Below are 19442 nucleotides of genomic sequence, written 5' to 3' on the forward strand. Positions count from 1 at the left end.
CACATTTCTGTTCTCGCGTTCTTCTTTTTACGTGCCATGCCATACCCCCGGAAGCTAAAAGTCTCCAGAGTATGGTGGAACAGAAGATGAGCGATCGGACAGAATCGGAATCGCTGATCGGGCGACCGGAATCAGTGATCGGGTGAAATCGGAATCAGTGATCGGACGTGACCGGAACCAGCACCTGGTACGTGCTGGCGCTGGCGCTGATGGGGATTGCGCTGGGATTCGCGCTGCCGGGGAACGCGAAGCGCATGCTGCCTAGCAGCGATGGGGCCAAGGCGGCGCTGTAGGCGGCTCGAATTGCCGGTTGACCGCGGGAAGGCGCGCTGCGCCAGGTTTAAGCCAGGCGGGCGGCAACCCGCTTACCGGCGGCGGATTACAATGCGCGGCGTCGGCATTGACCGGTGGTGGCGGGCAAAAATCCTCGGCCGTCGAGGAAACGGCGAGCGTGAATAGCCGTGTCAACCTGACGCGGTAACGCTGGCGCTACGCACGCGGCATGCGCGCGCCCTGAATGGGCGTCACGCCGCCGCTGTTATGAAAATTAGCCTAATTAATTTACTATAAATTATTCAATATATTAGGAAGGATGTCGCGCGTCATTGGGCAAAACGTCCAGCGCGCGAGGCTCTATCGCGGGATTTTTTTTGCCGTTACCCCTTGATGCAGAGCGGCGTGACCCCATCTTATTTGCATCCAACGTTGTTGAACCTGGGAAATAATCGGGCGGCGAAAACTTGAAAAGTTTATTTTTGGCCACATATCAGGTTTACGACCACAACGAAATTGAACTTTTAGTGGAGATGTTTAGATGGGAAAAATCATTGGTATCGACTTGGGTACGACCAACTCCTGCATCGCAATTATCGAAGGCAGCAAACCTCGCGTACTTGAAAACAGCGAAGGCGATCGTACGACTCCTTCCATCATTGCCTATACGCAGGATGGTGAAATTCTGGTTGGCCAACCGGCTAAACGTCAGTCCGTCACTAACCCGCAGAATACATTGTTCGCCATCAAGCGTCTGATCGGCCGTCGTTTCAAGGATGAAGAAGTACAGATCGATGTTAGCATCATGCCGTACAAAATCATCGCGGCAGACAACGGCGACGCCTGGCTGGAAGTCAAAGGCCAGAAAATGGCGCCGCCGCAGATTTCCGCTGAAATCCTGAAGAAGATGAAAAAGACCGCGGAAGATTATCTGGGCGAACCGGTCACCGAAGCGGTTATTACCGTGCCGGCTTATTTTAACGATACGCAGCGCCAGGCGACCAAAGACGCCGGCCGTATCGCCGGTCTGGATGTTAAGCGTATCATCAACGAACCGACCGCAGCCGCGCTGGCCTATGGCCTCGACAAAGAAACCGGCAACCGCACCATCGCGGTGTATGACCTGGGCGGCGGGACCTTCGATATTTCGATTATCGAAATCGACGATGTCGACGGCGAAAAAACCTTTGAAGTGCTGGCGACCAATGGCGACACCCATTTGGGTGGTGAAGACTTTGACAGCCGCTTGATCAACTATCTGGTGGATGAATTCAAAAAAGATCAGGGTATCGATCTGCGCAACGATCCGCTGGCGATGCAGCGCCTGAAAGAGGCCGCCGAAAAAGCCAAGATCGAACTGTCTTCCGCGCAGCAGACCGATGTCAACCTGCCGTACATCACGGCCGACGGTTCCGGTCCGAAGCATATGAACCTGAAAGTGACCCGCGCCAAGCTGGAGTCGCTGGTGGAAGAGCTGGTCAATCGCACGCTTGAGCCGCTGAAAGTGGCGCTGAAGGATGCGGGCCTGTCGGTTTCGGACATCAAAGACGTTATCCTGGTGGGCGGGCAGACGCGTATGCCGCTGGTGCAGAAGAAAGTCACCGACTTCTTCGGCAAAGAGCCGCGTAAAGACGTTAACCCGGATGAAGCGGTCGCCATCGGCGCTGCGGTTCAGGGCGGTGTACTGGCCGGCGACGTGAAAGACGTGCTGTTGCTTGATGTGACCCCGCTGTCGCTGGGTATAGAAACCATGGGTGGCGTGATGACGCCGCTGATTGCCAAGAACACCACCATCCCGACCAAGCACAGCCAGGTGTTCTCCACCGCGGAAGACAATCAGTCCGCCGTGACCATCCATGTTCTGCAGGGCGAACGTAAGCGCGCCGGCGATAACAAATCCCTGGGCCAGTTCAACCTGGACGGCATTGCGGCTGCCATGCGCGGCACGCCGCAGATTGAAGTGACGTTCGATATCGACGCCGACGGGATTCTGCATGTCTCCGCCAAGGATAAGAACAGCGGCCGCGAACAGAAGATCACCATCAAGGCTTCCTCGGGTCTGAACGAAGAGGAAATCCAGAAGATGGTACAGGAAGCGGAAGCCAACGCCGAATCCGACCGCAAGTTTGAAGAGCTGGTGCAGACCCGTAACCAGGCCGATCATCTGCTGCACAGCACCCGTAAGCAGCTGGAAGACGCGGGCGACAAACTGCCGGCGGACGACAAGACCGCTATCGAGGAAGCGCTGAAAAATCTGGACACCGCGCTGAAAGGCGAGGATAAAGCCGATATCGAAGCGAAAATGCAGGCGCTTATCCAGGTGTCCGGCAAACTGCTCGAAGTGGCTCAGCAGCAGGCTCAGGCGGCGGGCGAAGGTGGCACGGACGGCAGCGCCAAGGCGGACGACGATGTGGTCGACGCCGAGTTTGAAGAAGTTAAAGACAAAAAATAATCACCCTGAATGGGCACGGCGGCGGCGCATACCGCCGCTGCTGGCAACAGGCACGGGCGTCGAGGCAACTCTGCGCCCGTGAAAGCATATTGAGGGCAGGAAGAGACGACGATGGCGAAATCAGACTACTACGAGATTTTGGGCGTTTCCCGGGATGCGGAAGAGCGTGAAATCAAAAAGGCCTATAAACGCCTGGCGATGAAATTCCACCCGGATCGCAACCCAGGGAATGCCGAAGCCGAAGCGAAATTCAAAGAGATCAAAGAAGCCTATGAAGTGCTGACCGACGCGCAAAAGCGCGCCGCCTACGACCAATATGGTCATGCGGCCTTTGAACAGGGCGGCATGGGCGGCGGCGGTTTCGGGGGCGGCGCCGGCGGCGCGGATTTCAGCGATATTTTCGGGGATGTTTTTGGCGACATCTTTGGCGGCGGCCGGCGTCAGCGCGCCAGCCGGGGCGCGGATTTACGCTATAACATGGAGCTGTCCCTTGAGGAGGCGGTGCGCGGCGTCACCCGCGAAATTCGTATCCCAACGCTGGAAGAGTGCGATGTCTGCCACGGCAGCGGCGCGAAGCCGGGCACCTCGGCGGTGACCTGTCCGACCTGTCACGGCCAGGGTCAGGTGCAGATGCGCCAGGGCTTTTTCGCCGTGCAGCAGACGTGTCCCACCTGTCAGGGTCAGGGCAAGATCATCAAAGATCCCTGCACCAAGTGCCACGGCCATGGCCGTGTAGAGAAATCCAAGACGCTATCGGTGAAGATCCCGGCCGGCGTGGATACCGGCGACCGCATCCGCTTGACGGGCGAGGGCGAAGCCGGCGAGCATGGGGCGGCCGCGGGGGATCTGTACGTACAGGTCCAGGTGCGTAAACATCCCATTTTTGAACGTGAAGAAAACAACCTTTACTGTGAAGTGCCGATCAACTTCGCCATGGCGGCGCTGGGCGGCGAGATCGAAGTCCCGACGCTCGACGGCCGGGTCAAGCTGAAAGTGCCGGCGGAAACGCAGACCGGTAAATTATTCCGTATGCGCGGTAAAGGCGTGAAATCCGTGCGCGGCGGGTCGCAGGGCGATTTGCTGTGCCGGGTCGTGGTGGAAACGCCCGTTAAACTCAACGAACGTCAGAAACAGCTGCTGCGAGAGCTGGAGGAGAGCTTTGGTGGACCGAGCGGCGATCAGAACAGTCCGCGCTCAAAAAGCTTTCTCGACGGCGTGAAAAAGTTTTTTGACGATTTGACCCGCTGATAGGCCCCGCCTCTGGCGCGGCGCCGTAAGCGATTTTTTGCCGGCACGGGGGACGGTTTTCATTTACCCCCGCCGTCGCCTGTCGCACAATAATCCCTTCTCCGCCAAGATTGAGGATCATTATGTTCACAGCGTCTTTACGCCGCATGTTTGCCCACCCGGCCGCCGCCGGCGTATTGCTTTTCGTCGCCGCGCTTGCCGCTATCGTGATGGCCAATACCGGTGCTAGCGCGCTCTATGACGCCATCATTCATTTTCCCGCACGGCCCGGTGGCGAAACGTCTGCGCATCTGACCGTGCAGTTGATCGTTAACGATGGCTTGATGGCGGTGTTTTTCCTGGCCGTCGGTCTGGAAGTCAAATACGAACTGCTGAAGGGTGCGCTCAATAGCCGCGCGCGTGCGGCCTTTCCCGCCATTGCCGCGCTGGGGGGAATGGCGGCGCCGGCGTTGATTTATAGCCTGGTCACCGCCAGCGCGCCCGCATTGCGCGCCGGCTGGGCGATTCCGGCCGCCACCGATATCGCCTTCGCCGTCGGCGTGCTGGCCTTGCTGGGAACCCGGGTGCCGACCAGCCTGAAAGTGTTTCTGCTGGCGCTGGCGATTATTGATGATCTGGGCGCGATAGTGATTATCGCGCTGTTCTACAATAGCGCGCTCAATCCGCTGGCGCTGGCCGCGGTAGGGGGCGTCATCGGGGTAATGGCGCTGATGAATCGCGCCAACGTCCGGTCTCTCGCGCTTTACCTGCTGCTGGGCGCGGCACTGTGGGGCTGTATCCTGCTTTCGGGTATCCATGCGACGCTCGCCGGCGTGATAGTGGGGGGACTTATCCCGCTCAGGCTGCCGGCAACCGACGAATCGCCAGCGCGCGCCCTGGAGCACCGGCTGCAGCCGTGGCTGGTGTATCTGATTTTGCCCCTATTTGCTTTCGCCAACGCCGGTATCTCGCTGCGGGACGTGGCGCTGGGGCATTTGGTCTCACTTTTGCCGTTGGGGATTGTCGCCGGGCTAGTGGTCGGCAAACCGCTGGGGATAGTGCTGTTTACCGCCGCGGCGGTGAAACTCAGACTGGCCCGACTGCCCGCCGGCATTGCGTTTCGCCACATTGCGGCGGCGGCGGTGCTATGCGGTATCGGGTTTACGATGTCGATTTTTATCGCCAATCTGGCGTTCGGGCAGGGGGATCCGACCACCATCGTGCTGGCGAAGGTCGGTATTTTATCCGGCTCGGTGACCGCGGCGCTTTTGGGCTACCTGCTGCTGCGTGTGGTCCTGCCGCGGCCGCAGGGGAGCGGGGCGTCTGTCGCCCGCGCGTTGCCTGGTGAAAGCAATACCCGCGCCTAATCGCAAGCCCGCTGCCGGAGACAGAGGTATTGACCAGGGCCCGCTTGCGGGTCAGGAGATAAAGCGATTGGGGCGGTTTCGTTTGCGCCTGGCAAGCGTTTAACGCCGGTTTGCGGGCATAAAAAAACCGGCCCTGGCCGGTTTTCTCAACAAAGCACAACGTTACCGCAATTACTGCATGGCGTTGATTTGCGCGGTCAGGTTCGATTTATGACGTGCTGCTTTGTTTTTGTGGATCAACCCTTTGCTGGCCTGACGGTCAACAATCGGTTGCATGGCAGAAAACGCATTCTGCGCAGCTTCTTTATCGCCGGCGACGATAGCAGCGTAAACCTTTTTCACAAAGGTGCGCATCATGGAGCGACGGCTTGCATTATGCTGACGACGCTTCTCAGACTGTACGGCGCGTTTCTTAGCTGATTTGATATTAGCCAAGGTTCAACTCCCAAACTTGTTCTATGAGACAATTCAAAGGCCGAGGAATATGCCCGTTCGGTCTTCTTTTGTCAATGGATTTGTGCAAATAAGCGCCACTTAAACGCGCGACGCCTGTTACAATGTGATGGTGAAAGATTATATCAGTTTCTGCCGACACAATACAGTGCTTCATGTGAAAAAAGCGTTTACCGGCGTGCTGAGCCGGCGGTTCGCCCGAGGGCAAGGGCGGGCGCGCCGCCAACCGGCGCTTCGCGGCAGCATAACCTGCGTGAAAACAGGGCGGGGGCGAAATAAGCCCGGCTTTCTCTGCGCACAGTGTTAAAGATTGGAATCGCGGGTTAACCTTAGCGGCGGTACAAGGTATAATCCGCCGATTTCCACTGTTTTAGGTGTCTTGAGCCTTCTATGGAGCTTATTCGCGGCATACATAATTTACAGCCACGTCACCATGGGTGCGTGCTGACCATCGGCAATTTCGACGGCTTTCACCGCGGACACCAGGCGCTTATAGCAGAATTGCAGGCTGAGGGCCGCCGTCGCGGTCTACCGGTGATGGTGATGATATTTGAGCCTCAGCCGCAGGAACATTTCGCCGGCGATGCCGCGCCGGCGCGCTTGACCCGGCTGCGGGACAAGGTGAAATATCTGGTGGCGGCCGGCGTGGACGCAGTGGTCTGCGTCACTTTCGACAAGCGGTTTGCGGCGCTCAGCGCCGACGCTTTCGTGACGGATCTGCTGGTGCAAAAACTGGGCGTGCGTTTCATCGGCGTCGGCGACGACTTTCGCTTTGGCGCTCGGCGGCAGGGGGATTACGCCCTCCTTCAGCAGGCGGGGAAAGCGGCCGGATTTGAGGTGATGAGCACCGTCACCTACACCGAAGGCGGCCGGCGCATTAGCAGCACCGCCGTACGCGAGGTGCTGGCGCAGGATCGTCTGGTGGAGGCGGAAATGCTGCTCGGGCATCCCTATCGCCTCTCCGGCCGGGTGGTGCATGGTGACGCGCTGGGGCGGACGATCGGCTTCCCGACCGCCAACGTGTCGTTAAAAGGGCGGCAGGCGCCCATCAACTGCGTGTATGCGGTGGAGGTCTACGGCATCGCCGACCGGCCGCTGCCTGGCGTGGCGAATATCGGCACCCGGCCCACGGTGGCCGGCTTGCGCCAGCGGCTGGAAGTGCATTTGCTGGATGTGGCCATGAACCTGTACGGTCGCCATATCGAGGTGGTGATCCGCGCGAAAGTGCGCAATGAACAACGGTTTGCTTCGCTTGACGACTTAAAGCGGCAAATCGCGAATGATGTGGTGAGCGCCCGCGACTATTTCGGGCTGGCGACGCCTCAATAATGCTCAAACCGAAAACGGAACCGAGAATCGAATGACTGATTACAAAAATACCCTGAATTTGCCGGGCACAGGGTTTCCCATGCGTGGCGATTTAGCCAAGCGTGAGCCTGGCATGCTGCAGCGCTGGTATGAACAGGATCTGTACGGGATTATTCGTCACGCCAAGAAAGGCAAGAAAACGTTCATTCTGCATGACGGCCCGCCTTATGCGAATGGCAGCATTCATATCGGTCACTCGGTCAATAAAATTCTTAAAGATATTATCATTAAATCCAAAGGGTTGATGGGCTATGACTCGCCTTATGTCCCGGGCTGGGATTGCCATGGCCTGCCGATTGAGCTGAAGGTGGAGCAACTGATCGGCAAGCCGGGCGAGAAGGTCAGCGCCGCGGAATTCCGCGCCGCCTGCCGTCGTTATGCCGCCGAACAGGTGGAGGGGCAGAAAAAGGATTTCATTCGTCTGGGCGTGCTCGGCGACTGGGAACACCCTTACCTAACGATGGATTTCACCACCGAGGCGAATATCATTCGCGCCTTCGGCAAGATCATCGCCAACGGCCACCTGCATAAAGGCGCCAAGCCGGTGCACTGGTGCATCGATTGCCGCTCCGCGCTGGCGGAGGCGGAAGTGGAGTATTACGACCGGACTTCGCCGTCCATCGATGTGGCTTTCGCGGCCACAGACGCCGGCGCGGTCGCCGCCAAGTTCGGCATCGCTGATTTTACCGGTCAAGTTTCACTGGTGATCTGGACCACCACGCCGTGGACCCTCCCGGCCAACCGCGCCATCGCCGTCCACCCCGATTTCGACTATCAATGGGTCGAGGTGGAAGGGCAAGCTTATATCCTGGCCGCCGATCTGGTGGACAGCGTGATGGCGCGCGACGGCATCACGGGCTGGACGGTGCTCGGCAGCGCCAAAGGCAGCGCGCTGGAGCTGCTGCGGTTCCGCCATCCGTTCATGGGCTTCGATGTGCCGGTCATCCTAGGCCAGCATGTGACGCTGGACGCGGGCACCGGCGCGGTGCATACCGCCCCCGGCCATGGCCCAGACGACTATGTCATCGGCCAGCAATACGGTCTGGAAGTCGCCAATCCGGTCGGTTCCGATGGCTGCTATCTGCAGGGTACGCTGCCGGCGCTGGACGGTTTGCAGGTGTTTAAAGCCAATGACGTGGTCATCGGCCTGCTGCGCGACAGCGGCGCCCTGCTGCACGTGGAAAAGCTACAGAACAGCTATCCGCACTGCTGGCGCCATAAAAAGCCGATTATCTTTCGCGCCACGCCGCAGTGGTTCGTCAGCATGGATCAGCGCGGCCTGCGCAAGCAGTCGCTGGCGGAAATCAAGGACGTGCAGTGGATCCCCGGCTGGGGCCAAGCGCGCATCGAAACCATGGTCGCCAACCGTCCCGACTGGTGCATTTCACGTCAGCGCACCTGGGGCGTGCAGATGACGCTGTTCGTGCATAACGAGACCGAAGCGTTGCATCCGCGCACTATCGAACTGATGGAAGCGGTGGCGCATCGGGTCGAGCAGGACGGCATTCAGGTTTGGTGGGATTTGGATCCGGCCGAGATTTTGGGTGACGATGCCGCTCATTATCACAAAGTGCCGGATACCCTCGACGTTTGGTTCGACTCCGGCTCCACCCACTCCTCCGTGGTGGCGGTACGGCCGGAATTTGAAGGCCATGCGCCCGACATGTACCTGGAAGGGTCTGACCAGCATCGCGGCTGGTTCATGTCGTCGCTGATGATCTCCACCGCCATGCACGGCAAGGCACCCTATCGCCAGGTGCTGACCCACGGCTTTACCGTCGATGGGCAGGGCCGAAAAATGTCCAAATCGGTGGGCAACGTGGTCAGTCCGCAGCAGGTCATGGACAAGCTGGGCGCGGATATCCTGCGTCTCTGGGTCGCCTCCACCGATTACACCGGCGAGATGGCGGTGTCCGATGAGATCCTCAAGCGATCCGCCGACGCCTATCGCCGCATCCGCAACACCGCGCGTTTCCTGCTGGCCAACCTGAACGGTTTCGATCCGGCGCTCCACAGCGCCAGCCCGGAGCAGATGGTGGTGCTGGACCGTTGGGCGGTGGGCCGGGCGCAGGCGGCGCAGGCGGAGATCGTCGCCGCTTACGACAGCTATGATTTCCATAATATCGTGCAGCGCATGATGCAGTTCTGTTCCGTCGAGATGGGCTCTTTTTACCTGGATATCATTAAGGACCGCCAGTACACCACCAAAGCGGACAGTATCGCCCGCCGCAGTTGCCAGACCGCGCTGTATCATATCATCGAGGCTCTGGTGCGCTGGATGGCGCCCATCATGTCGTTTACCGCCGATGAGATCTGGGGCTTCATGCCGGGTGAACGGGAGCAATATGTCTTTACCGAAGTGTGGTATGACGGCCTGTTCGGACTGGACGCAGCCCAGCCGATGAACGATGCTTATTGGCAAACCTTGCTGCAGGTACGCAGCGAAACCAACAAGGTTATCGAGCAGGCGCGGGCGGACAAGCGTATCGGCGGTTCACTGGAGGCCCGCGTCACGCTGTATGCGGAGCCGGCCCTTGCCGCCTCGCTGCGCGAATTGGGCGATGAACTCTACTTCGCGCTGCTGACCTCAAGCGCGGTCGTGGCGGATTATGGCGACGCTGGCGATGACGCGGTGCAGTGTGAGGGGCTTAAGGGGCTGAAGATTGCCTTGGCAAAAGCCGAGGGGGAAAAATGCCCGCGCTGCTGGCATTATGAGACGGATATCGGTGAGCATGCCGATCATCCGGAAATTTGTGGTCGCTGTGTCACCAATGTGGCCGGCCCGGGCGAAGAGCGTAAGTTTGTCTGATGAATAAAACGATAATGTCCACGGGACTGCGCTGGCTTTGGCTGGCGCTGGTGGTTCTGGCGCTGGATCTCGGCAGCAAGCAGTGGGTCATGGTGTATTTCTGGCTTGGCGAGTCGGTGCCGGTTATCCCGTTTATCAATTTTACCTATGCCCATAATCCGGGCGCCGCCTTCAGTTTCCTGGCGGACAAAGGAGGATGGCAACGCTGGGCGTTCTCCGCCATCGCGGTGATCATCGCGGTGGTACTGCTGGTGATGATGTATCGTTCGGACAAGCGGGCCAGGCTGTCTAACGCCGCCTACGCGATGATTATCGGCGGCGCGCTGGGCAATCTGTTCGACCGGATGGTGCACGGCGTGGTGATCGACTTTATTGATTTCTATGTTGGCGATTGGCACTGGCCCACGTTCAACGTGGCGGATGCAGGCATTTGCATTGGCGCCGTACTGATTGTGCTGGAAGGCTTTTGCCGTCCCGCCGGCAAAACCGCCAGGCAGAAAGGGTGAAGTGATGACCAATCACGCCGTACAACCGGACAGCGCGGTATTGCTGCATTTTGATCTTAAACTGGCGGACGGGCAGTTGGCCGATTCGACCCGACGCGAGAACAAACCGGCGCTTTTTCGGCTCGGGGACGGCAGCCTGTCCGCCGAGTTGGAGCAGGCGCTGCTCGGCCTGCGTGAGGGAGACCAGAAAAACTTCTCCCTGGCGCCGGAGTCGGCGTTCGGTCCGTCCAATCCCGATCTCATCCAGTTTTATTCGCGCCGCAATTTTATTGAGACCGGCGTGCCGGACGTGGGTACCATTATGCTGTTTACCGGTATTAAAGGCAGCGAAATGCCGGGGCTGATTAGCGACGTGGCGGAAGACTCTATCACCGTCGATTTCAATCATCCGCTCGCCGGTAAAGTGGTCTGGTTCGATATCGAAGTACTGGCGATTGACCCGCAACTGGAGGCGACCGATGAGCATACTGCTGGCTAATCCGCGCGGATTTTGCGCCGGCGTTGACCGGGCAATCAGTATCGTTGAGCGCGCGCTGGAAATCTATGGCGCGCCCATCTATGTGCGCCATGAAGTGGTGCATAATCGCTACGTGGTCGATATGCTGCGCCGGCGGGGGGCCATTTTCATTGAGCAAATCGCTGAAGTGCCTGATGGCTCAATCCTGATTTTCTCCGCCCACGGCGTTTCCCAGGCGGTGCGGGCAGAGGCGCGCAGCCGCGATTTGACCGTGTTTGACGCCACCTGCCCGCTGGTGACCAAAGTGCATATGGAGATCGCCCGCGCCAGCCGTAAGGGGACCGAGGCCATTCTGATTGGCCATACCGGTCATCCCGAAGTGGAAGGCACCATGGGGCAATACAACAACCCCGACGGCGGGATGTATCTGGTCGAATCGCCGGAGGATGTCTGGCAGCTTAACGTCAAAAACGTCGATAATCTGTGCTTTATGACCCAGACCACGCTGTCGGTGGATGATACCTCTGACGTGATTGACGCGCTGCGCGCGCGGTTCCCCACGATTATCGGTCCGCGCAAAGACGATATTTGCTACGCTACCACCAACCGCCAGGAAGCGGTGCGCAACTTGGCCGCCGATGCCGATGTGGTGCTAGTGGTCGGCTCGAAAAACTCCTCCAACTCCAACCGGCTGGCGGAACTGGCACAGCGGGTCGGCAAGCCGGCCTATCTGATTGACAGCACCGGCGACATCCAGGAAAGCTGGCTGCAGGGCACGCAGACAATCGGCGTCACTGCCGGCGCCTCGGCGCCGGATATCCTGGTGCAGCAGGTAATCGAACGTCTGCGCTCGCTGGGTGCCGAAGACGCTAAAGAGCTCATCGGCCGTGAGGAAAATATCATCTTTGAAGTGCCGAAAGAGCTGCGGGTCGACGTAAAGATGGTGGAATAACGCCACCATCGCTTCGCTGTCTTGCCCTGCGCTTTCGTAACGGCGTTCACCCCGCCAGCGCGGGTTAATCGAACCGGAAACGGTACGTTGGCGCGCCGCGGGTGCCGGTGGCGACCTGTAGCAGCATGCCGTCCAGCTCGCCGGGCGCCGCCAGTTGTTTACGCGCCGAGGTGATAAACAGCGTCGTGCCCTCCGAGCCGCCAAAGGCGCAGCAGCTGGGCTGCGTGACCGGCAGCGGCACATGTTCGGCGAGCGTAAGCGTACCGTGGCGGATACGGTAGCGGCTCAGACAACCGTGGCCGAAGCGGGCGGTAATCAAATCCCCTTCATGACTGAGCGCCGACCCGTCGGGCGTCATATCGTCAGCGGCGTGGCTGCGCATCTCCTGCGGCAAAATTCCCCGGCCGCGGGCTGAGAAAAACAACTGCTCGGCGCTGTCGGCAAACCAGACGCGATTTTCATGCCAGGCAAGCGTATTGGGAATGGTCATGGCGCCGGCCATTTTGACCGGCCGGGAATCGCCCGGTGCAAACCGATACCAGCCGCCGAGTGGCGCCGATTCGTTAACGTCCATAGTTCTGAACCACAGGGATCCGTCAGGGGCGATGGCGGCCTCGTTGGGATGGGTGCCGGCCGCGTCACGCGGGTAGGGGCAGAGCAACGCCGGCGGCGCCTGACAATCCTCCCATTGATAAAGCAGGATGCCCTGGTCGCTCACCAGCAAAAACTGTTCGCGACGCTCGGTTAGCAGCGCGGCGCGAGCGTGCGCTGCTCGATGGCATCCCGCTCCGGCCAATAGCGCAGTAATCGGCGTTGTAAAATATCGACCCACAACAGGGACCGACTCTGGCTGCACCAGACCGGGGATTCCCCCAGCTCGGCGCGATAATAGCCCACCGGACGCACCTGACCGCTAAAAAGCGTCTCCATCCTGACCTCATCTTTGGCTTCCCGATAAGCGCTAAGTGTAGCGGCTTTACGCGATGGGGAAAGCGTAAAAGTACATTGGCTATGAATAAATATTCAATTTGCGCTACGCGGCGCAAAAAAGTGTCGTCTGTCAGCGGCGTAGCTCATCCTCTGCGCGCCCGAGCGCAAATTTATCATCACTACGGATTTCTGCTGGCGGCGGCGCTCCGGCACGGTTAACCTGAGAATAACCGACAAGATAAAAAAGTGAGAGGATCCATGAGCAACACACCAATCCGCATCGCGGTCGCCGGCGCGGGTGGCCGGATGGGGCGCCAACTTATCCAGGCGGTGGCGCAGTCGGAACAGGCGACGCTGGGCGCGGCGTTAAGCCCTGCCGGTTCGGGATTGTGTGGGGTGGACGCCGGTGAGCTGGCCGGTATCGGCGCCTTGGGCGTCACGATAAGCGACGATCTCGCGGCGATAAAAGAGGATTTTGATATCCTCATTGATTTTACCCGTCCCGACGCCAGCCTGGCGTACCTGGATTTTTGCCGTCAGCATCGCAAAGGCATTGTCATCGGCACCACGGGGTTCAGCGATGCGCAGAAAGAGGCCATTAACGCGGCGGCCCAGGAGACGGGCATTGTTTTCGCCGCCAACTTCAGCGTCGGCGTCAATTTGATGCTTAAGTTGCTGGAAAAAGCGGCGCAGGTGATGGGGGAAGAGGCCGATATTGAAATTATCGAAGCGCATCACCGCCACAAAGTGGATGCCCCGTCAGGCACCGCTCTGGCCATGGGAGAAGCGATCGCCGGCACCCTCGGGCGCGATCTTGCCTATTGCGCGGTATATAGCCGTGAAGGACATACCGGTGAGCGCAAAGCGAAAAGCATCGGCTTTGCCACTGTGAGGGCCGGCGACATTGTGGGTGAGCATACCGCAATGTTCGCCGAGGTCGGCGAGCGCCTGGAGATAACCCATAAAGCGTCAAGCAGAATGACTTTCGCCAGCGGAGCGGTGCGTGCCGCTGTTTGGCTTTGCGGCCAGAAAAAGGGCCTTTACGATATGGTTAATGTGCTTGATCTTGACAAATTATAGGGAATTTATCTGAATTAATCGCTTGACGTGTTCGTTTTAATGCCTTGTTTATAATGAAGAATTAAGGTATTAGGCGCCCTAGTTCTCTTTTTTTTCGATTTAAGCTGATTTCAGGCCTAAATGGCCATTTTTTATCATTAAACGCGGGATTATACGGCGCGCCGGGCGGTTTTCTTCGCCAAAAGGTGCGGAAGAGCATCTATTGCCGCCCCGACGCCATTAAAATAGCGGGCAACCGTTTTCCTGGGCTGTTTTATCCTCTTTTTTAAGCCGTTCATGCCGTCATTACGTTAAAGTGGACGAAATCAGATAAAAAAATCCCTTTAGGGTAGACAAAGTACAGGGTCATCTTCAAAATGCGCCCAATTTGCCAAAATTCTACCTTACAGGTGATTTTTGCATTGATTCATGCCATTTTAATGAATTAATATGCAAATATAATGACTGAATATTCCTTGGAGGGTGTTTTGATAAAGTCAGCGCTGTTGGTTCTGGAAGACGGAACCCAATTCTACGGTCGGGCCATTGGGGCAGAGGGCACGGCGGTGGGGGAAGTGGTTTTCAATACGTCAATCACTGGTTATCAAGAAATCCTCACTGATCCTTCCTATTCCCGTCAAATCGTTACTCTCACTTATCCCCATATCGGCAATGCCGGCACCAATGAAGCAGACAAAGAGTCACCCCGCGTGCAGGCGCAGGCGCTGGTGATTCGCGACCTGCCGCTCATCGCCAGCAACTTTCGCGATACGCTGTCGCTCTCGGACTACTTGAAGCAGCAGAATATTGTCGGCATCGCCGATATCGATACCCGTAAGCTGACGCGTCTGCTGCGGGAAAAAGGGGCGCAAAACGGCTGTATCATCGCCGGCGATAGTCCGGATGCGCAGCTGGCGCTGCGCAAGGCCCGCGAATTCCCCGGCCTGAACGGTATAGATCTGGCGAAAGAGGTGAGTACTACCGAACAGTACAGCTGGACCCAGGGCAGTTGGACTCTGGGCGGGGGATTACCCGCGCCGGCGACGGACCTGCCTTATCATGTGGTGGCCTATGACTACGGGATTAAGCGCAATATCATGCGCATGCTGGTGGATCGCGGCTGCCGCTTGACGGTTGTGCCGGCGCAGACGCCGGCTGAAACGGTGCTGGCGATGAATCCCGATGGCATTTTCCTGGCCAACGGTCCGGGGGATCCGGCACCCTGCGATTACGCGATCGCCGCCATCCAAACCTTCCTCACCACCGACATTCCGTTGTTCGGCATTTGCCTGGGCCATCAATTGCTGGCGCTGGCCAGCGGCGCCAAGACGGTGAAGATGAAATTCGGTCACCACGGCGGCAACCATCCGGTAAAAGATCTGGCGGCCGACCGGGTGATGATCACCGCCCAGAACCACGGCTTCGCGGTGGATGAGAAAACGCTGCCCGCCACGCTGAGGGTAACCCATACCTCACTGTTTGACGGCACGCTACAGGGCCTACACCGCACCGACAAACCGGCGTTCAGCTTCCAGGGGCATCCCGAGGCCAGCCCCGGCCCGCACGACGCCGCCCCGTTGTTCGACCATTTTATCGAGCTCATCAACGCTTATCGCTCACAGCCTAACGTATCAGGAGCCTGAGATGCCAAAACGTACCGATATAAAAAGTATCCTGATCCTGGGCGCCGGCCCCATCGTTATCGGCCAGGCGTGCGAGTTCGATTATTCCGGCGCGCAAGCGTGCAAAGCCCTGCGCGAAGAAGGCTATCGCGTGGTGCTGGTGAATTCCAACCCCGCCACCATTATGACCGACCCCGACATGGCCGATACGACCTATATCGAGCCTATTCACTGGGAAGTGGTGCGCAAAATTATCGAAAAAGAGCGGCCGGATGCTCTGTTGCCGACCATGGGCGGCCAGACGGCGCTGAACTGCGCCTTGGAGCTCGAGCGTGAAGGGGTGCTGAAAGCGTTCTGCGTGGAGATGATCGGCGCCACCACCGACGCGATCGACAAGGCGGAAGACCGCCAGCGCTTCGATAAGGCGATGAAAAAAATCGGCCTGGAAACCGCCCGCTCCGGCATTGCCCATACCATGGACGAGGCGGTGGCGGCGGATGTCGGCTTCCCCTGTATTATCCGCCCGTCGTTCACCATGGGCGGCACCGGCGGCGGCATTGCCTATAATCGCGAAGAGTTTGCAGAGATTTGCGAGCGCGGTCTGGATCTGTCGCCCACCACCGAACTGCTGATCGATGAGTCCCTCATCGGCTGGAAAGAATATGAGATGGAGGTGGTGCGCGATAAAAAAGATAACTGCATCATCGTTTGTTCTATCGAGAATGTCGATCCGATGGGTATCCACACCGGTGACTCGATAACCGTCGCGCCGGCGCAGACCCTGACCGATAAAGAGTACCAAATCATGCGTAACGCCTCGATGGCGGTATTGCGTGAAATCGGCGTCGAAACCGGCGGCTCCAACGTCCAGTTCTCGGTCAATCCGAAAACCGGCCGGCTTATCATTATCGAGATGAACCCGCGCGTTTCCCGCTCCTCCGCGCTGGCGTCCAAGGCAACCGGCTTTCCCATCGCCAAAGTGGCCGCCAAGCTGGCGGTGGGGTATACCCTCGATGAGCTGATGAACGACATTACCGGCGGCCGCACGCCGGCCTCCTTCGAGCCGTCCATCGACTATGTGGTGACCAAAATCCCGCGCTTCAACTTTGAGAAATTCGCGGGCACCAACGACCGTCTGACCACTCAGATGAAATCGGTGGGTGAAGTCATGGCCATCGGCCGTACCCAGCAAGAGTCGCTGCAAAAAGCGCTGCGCGGGCTGGAAGTGGGCGCCAGCGGCTTCGATCCCAAGGTCAATCTCGACGATCCTGAAGCGTTGACCACCCTGCGACGCGAGCTGAAGGACGCCGGCGGCGAGCGTATCTGGTATGTGGCCGACGCCTTCCGCGCTGGCATGTCGGTGGACGGCGTGTTCAACCTGACCAATATCGACCGCTGGTTCCTGGTGCAAATCGAGGAGCTGGTCAAGCTGGAAAACGACGTGGCGGAGCGGGGTGTCACCGCCCTTAGCGCCGATTACCTGCGCCAGTTGAAACGCAAGGGCTTTGCCGATGCACGGCTGGCCGCCCTGGTGGGCGTGGCGGAGGCGGAAATTCGCAAATTACGCGAAAGCTACAATCTGCACCCGGTCTATAAGCGGGTGGATACCTGCGCCGCCGAGTTCGCCACCGATACCGCCTATATGTACTCAACCTATGATGAGGAGTGTGAATCCCAGCCTCATCAGGATCGCGAGAAAATCATGGTGCTGGGCGGCGGCCCGAACCGAATAGGCCAGGGCATCGAGTTCGACTACTGCTGCGTACACGCCTCGTTGGCACTGCGGGAAGATGGTTATGAGACCATCATGGTCAACTGTAACCCCGAGACGGTTTCCACCGATTACGACACCTCGGACCGTCTTTATTTTGAGCCGGTGACGTTGGAAGACGTGCTGGAAATCGTGCATATCGAAAAGCCCAAGGGCGTCATCGTGCAGTACGGCGGCCAGACACCGCTAAAACTGGCCCGCGCGCTGGAAGCCGCCGGCGTGCCGGTGATTGGCACCAGTCCGGATTCCATCGACCGGGCAGAAGATCGGGCGCGTTTCCAGCAGGCGGTCGAGCGTCTGGGGCTGAAACAGCCAGCCAACGCCACCGTCACCACCATTGACCTGGCGGTGGAAAAAGCCGCCACTATCGGTTATCCGCTGGTGGTGCGCCCCTCCTACGTCTTGGGCGGCAGGGCGATGGAGATCGTTTACGACGACACGGACCTGCTGCGCTACTTCCACAGCGCGGTTAGCGTGTCCAATGATGCGCCGGTGCTGCTTGACCGGTTCCTGGATGATGCGGTGGAAGTGGATGTCGATGCGGTTTGCGACGGCGAAAACGTGCTGATTGGCGGCATCATGGAGCACATCGAGCAGGCCGGGGTTCACTCCGGCGACTCGGCCTGTTCGCTACCGGCGTATACGCTGAGCCGTGAAATTCAGGACGTCATGCGCCAGCAGGTTGAAAAACTGGCGTTTGAGCTGCAGGTCAGGGGGCTGATGAACGTCCAGTTCGCGGTGAAGGATAATGAGGTGTACCTCATCGAGGTCAACCCCCGCGCCGCGCGGACGGTGCCGTTTGTTTCCAAGGCCACCGGCGTGGCGTTGGCGAAGGTCGCCGCCCGGGTGATGGTCGGCAAATCGTTGGTGGAGCAGGGAGTCATGCACGAAGTCATTCCGCCCTACTACTCGGTGAAAGAGGTGGTGCTGCCGTTTAACAAATTCCCCGGCGTGGACCCGATTCTGGGGCCGGAAATGCGCTCCACCGGCGAGGTCATGGGCGTGGGGCGGACCTTCGCTGAAGCGTTCGCCAAGGCGATGCTCGGCAGCCAGTCGCGCATGAAGAAAAGCGGTCGCGCGCTGCTGTCGGTGCGTGAAGGTGACAAAGACCGGGTGGTGGACCTGGCGGCCAAGCTGCTGAAACACGGCTTTGAGCTGGACGCCACCCACGGCACGGCGGTGATCCTGGGCGAGGCCGGTATCAATCCGCGTCTGGTGAATAAAGTCCATGAGGGACGGCCGCATATTCAGGACAGGATCAAAAACGGCGAATACAGCTATATCGTTAATACCACCGCCGGCCGCCAGGCGATTGAGGATTCCAAACTCATCCGGCGCAGCGCCTTGCAGTATAAAGTACATTACGACACGACGCTGAACGGCGGGTTCGCTACCGCGATGTCCCTCAACGCCGACGCCACCGCCCAAGTGATTTCGGTGCAGGAAATGCACGTGCAAATCACCGGCTGAATCCGGGTGTAACGGTGCTAAAAAGGGTGCGAAAGCATCTTTTTTTTATGGCTGTTTCGCTCCGGTTTAACCGATTTCCTTCTGCTGGCGCGGCGCTTTTAAGTGCTTTCTGAAATTTGTCACGCCTTACAAAGCCAGCTATCGACACCCCGGATCTCTTTCCGTATAGTGTCAGCAATTTTGTTGCCTGTAAGGGTTTTTATGATTATTAGCCTGATTGCCGCCCTGGCGGTAGATCGTGTGATTGGGATGGAAAATGCCATGCCCTGGCATCTTTCCGCCGATCTGGCCTGGTTTAAGCGTAACACGCTCGACAAACCGGTTATCATGGGGCGCCGAACGTTTGAGTCCATCGGTAAGCCGCTGCCGGGGAGACACAATATTGTGCTGAGTAGCCGTCCCGGCGATAACGACGACGTGACCTGGGTGTCAACGCCTGCGCAGGCGCTGGCCACGGCGGGTGCAGTGGCAGAAGTGATGGTGATCGGTGGCGGGAGAGTCTACGAGACCTTTTTGCCGCAGGCCGGGCGGCTCTATCTGACCCATATCGATGCGGAAGTGGATGGCGATACCTGGTTTCCCGACTATGAGCCGGATGAATGGCAATCCACCTTCAGCGAATTCCATGACGCCGACGAGAAAAATACCCACAGCTACTGCTTTGAAGTCCTCGAACGCCGCGGATGACGTGCGTCCCGAGCTGTAGCACCGCGGATGACGTATGAC

General features: G+C 58.7%; 16 protein-coding genes. 13 read left to right on the forward strand and 3 right to left on the reverse strand.

Features of this window, described 5'->3' with window-relative positions:
* Nucleotides 1–167: 167 nt before the first annotated feature.
* From ACMX3H_RS11500 to nhaA, 4 genes are all read left to right on the forward strand, one after another.
* On the forward strand, nt 168–293 hold the full coding sequence (locus tag ACMX3H_RS11500) for a hypothetical protein (RefSeq protein ID WP_415210944.1): 126 nt from the start codon (nt 168–170) through the stop codon (nt 291–293).
* A gap of 521 nt (nt 294–814) precedes the next feature.
* On the forward strand, nt 815–2725 hold the full coding sequence (dnaK, locus tag ACMX3H_RS11505) for a molecular chaperone DnaK (protein ID WP_415210945.1): 1911 nt from the start codon (nt 815–817) through the stop codon (nt 2723–2725).
* A 111-nt stretch (nt 2726–2836) separates the two neighbouring features.
* Nucleotides 2837–3973, forward strand: a complete 1137-nt coding sequence (gene dnaJ, locus ACMX3H_RS11510) for a molecular chaperone DnaJ (protein ID WP_415210946.1) — start codon at nt 2837–2839, stop codon at nt 3971–3973.
* Nucleotides 3974–4095: 122 nt separating this feature from the next.
* Nucleotides 4096–5319 (forward strand): Na+/H+ antiporter NhaA, encoded by a 1224-nt coding sequence (gene nhaA, locus ACMX3H_RS11515; protein ID WP_415210947.1) that lies wholly within the window; start codon nt 4096–4098, stop codon nt 5317–5319.
* A 171-nt stretch (nt 5320–5490) separates the two neighbouring features.
* On the opposite strand, the gene rpsT is transcribed toward nhaA, so the two are convergent.
* A complete protein-coding gene (gene rpsT, locus ACMX3H_RS11520) occupies nt 5491–5754 on the reverse strand; it encodes a 30S ribosomal protein S20 (RefSeq protein ID WP_415210948.1) in 264 nt (87 codons plus the stop codon).
* A 408-nt stretch (nt 5755–6162) separates the two neighbouring features.
* Here rpsT and ribF point away from each other — a divergent pair, with 408 nt between their 5' ends.
* Genes ribF through ispH form a run of 5 tightly spaced genes read left to right on the forward strand, consistent with a single transcriptional unit; the run spans nt 6163 to nt 11864 of the window.
* The gene (gene ribF / locus ACMX3H_RS11525; RefSeq protein ID WP_415210949.1) at nt 6163–7101 is read left to right on the forward strand and encodes a bifunctional riboflavin kinase/FAD synthetase; all 939 of its coding nucleotides are present in this window, start codon (nt 6163–6165) and stop codon (nt 7099–7101) included.
* A 31-nt stretch (nt 7102–7132) separates the two neighbouring features.
* Nucleotides 7133–9949, forward strand: coding sequence for an isoleucine--tRNA ligase (gene ileS, locus ACMX3H_RS11530; RefSeq protein ID WP_415210950.1), 2817 nt, complete (start codon nt 7133–7135; stop codon nt 9947–9949).
* A complete protein-coding gene (lspA, locus tag ACMX3H_RS11535) occupies nt 9949–10455 on the forward strand; it encodes a signal peptidase II (RefSeq protein WP_415210951.1) in 507 nt (168 codons plus the stop codon). The genes ileS and lspA overlap by 1 nt, the downstream gene beginning before the upstream one ends.
* Before the next feature lie 4 nt (nt 10456–10459).
* Nucleotides 10460–10933 (forward strand): FKBP-type peptidyl-prolyl cis-trans isomerase, encoded by a 474-nt coding sequence (fkpB, locus tag ACMX3H_RS11540; protein ID WP_415210952.1) that lies wholly within the window; start codon nt 10460–10462, stop codon nt 10931–10933.
* Nucleotides 10914–11864: a 4-hydroxy-3-methylbut-2-enyl diphosphate reductase gene (ispH, locus tag ACMX3H_RS11545; RefSeq protein WP_415210953.1), complete on the forward strand. Its 951-nt coding sequence runs from the start codon at nt 10914–10916 to the stop codon at nt 11862–11864. The genes fkpB and ispH overlap by 20 nt, the downstream gene beginning before the upstream one ends.
* 64 nt (nt 11865–11928) lie before the next feature.
* Here the strand turns inward: ispH and ACMX3H_RS11550 are convergent, their stop codons facing one another.
* The gene (locus ACMX3H_RS11550) at nt 11929–12582 is read right to left on the reverse strand and encodes an SMP-30/gluconolactonase/LRE family protein (RefSeq protein WP_415210966.1); all 654 of its coding nucleotides are present in this window, start codon (nt 12580–12582) and stop codon (nt 11929–11931) included.
* Nucleotides 12583–12608: 26 nt separating this feature from the next.
* A complete protein-coding gene (locus ACMX3H_RS11555; RefSeq protein WP_415210954.1) occupies nt 12609–12794 on the reverse strand; it encodes an SMP-30/gluconolactonase/LRE family protein in 186 nt (61 codons plus the stop codon).
* Between the two features lie 258 nt (nt 12795–13052).
* Between ACMX3H_RS11555 and dapB the strand changes: the two genes are divergently transcribed.
* The 4 genes from dapB (at nt 13053) to folA (ending at nt 19403) form a co-directional block, all read left to right on the forward strand.
* On the forward strand, nt 13053–13874 hold the full coding sequence (gene dapB / locus ACMX3H_RS11560) for a 4-hydroxy-tetrahydrodipicolinate reductase (protein WP_415210955.1): 822 nt from the start codon (nt 13053–13055) through the stop codon (nt 13872–13874).
* A 467-nt stretch (nt 13875–14341) separates the two neighbouring features.
* Nucleotides 14342–15496, forward strand: coding sequence for a glutamine-hydrolyzing carbamoyl-phosphate synthase small subunit (gene carA, locus ACMX3H_RS11565; RefSeq protein WP_415210956.1), 1155 nt, complete (start codon nt 14342–14344; stop codon nt 15494–15496).
* Nucleotide 15497: 1 nt separating this feature from the next.
* Nucleotides 15498–18716, forward strand: a complete 3219-nt coding sequence (gene carB / locus ACMX3H_RS11570) for a carbamoyl-phosphate synthase large subunit (RefSeq protein ID WP_415210957.1) — start codon at nt 15498–15500, stop codon at nt 18714–18716.
* 201 nt (nt 18717–18917) lie between these two features.
* Nucleotides 18918–19403, forward strand: coding sequence for a type 3 dihydrofolate reductase (folA, locus tag ACMX3H_RS11575; protein WP_415210958.1), 486 nt, complete (start codon nt 18918–18920; stop codon nt 19401–19403).
* The last annotated feature ends 39 nt before the right edge of the window (nt 19404–19442 follow it).

The organism is Sodalis sp. (in: enterobacteria) (assembly GCF_047607725.1).
In the GTDB taxonomy this organism is placed as follows: Bacteria; Pseudomonadota; Gammaproteobacteria; order Enterobacterales; family Enterobacteriaceae; genus JBLKSS01.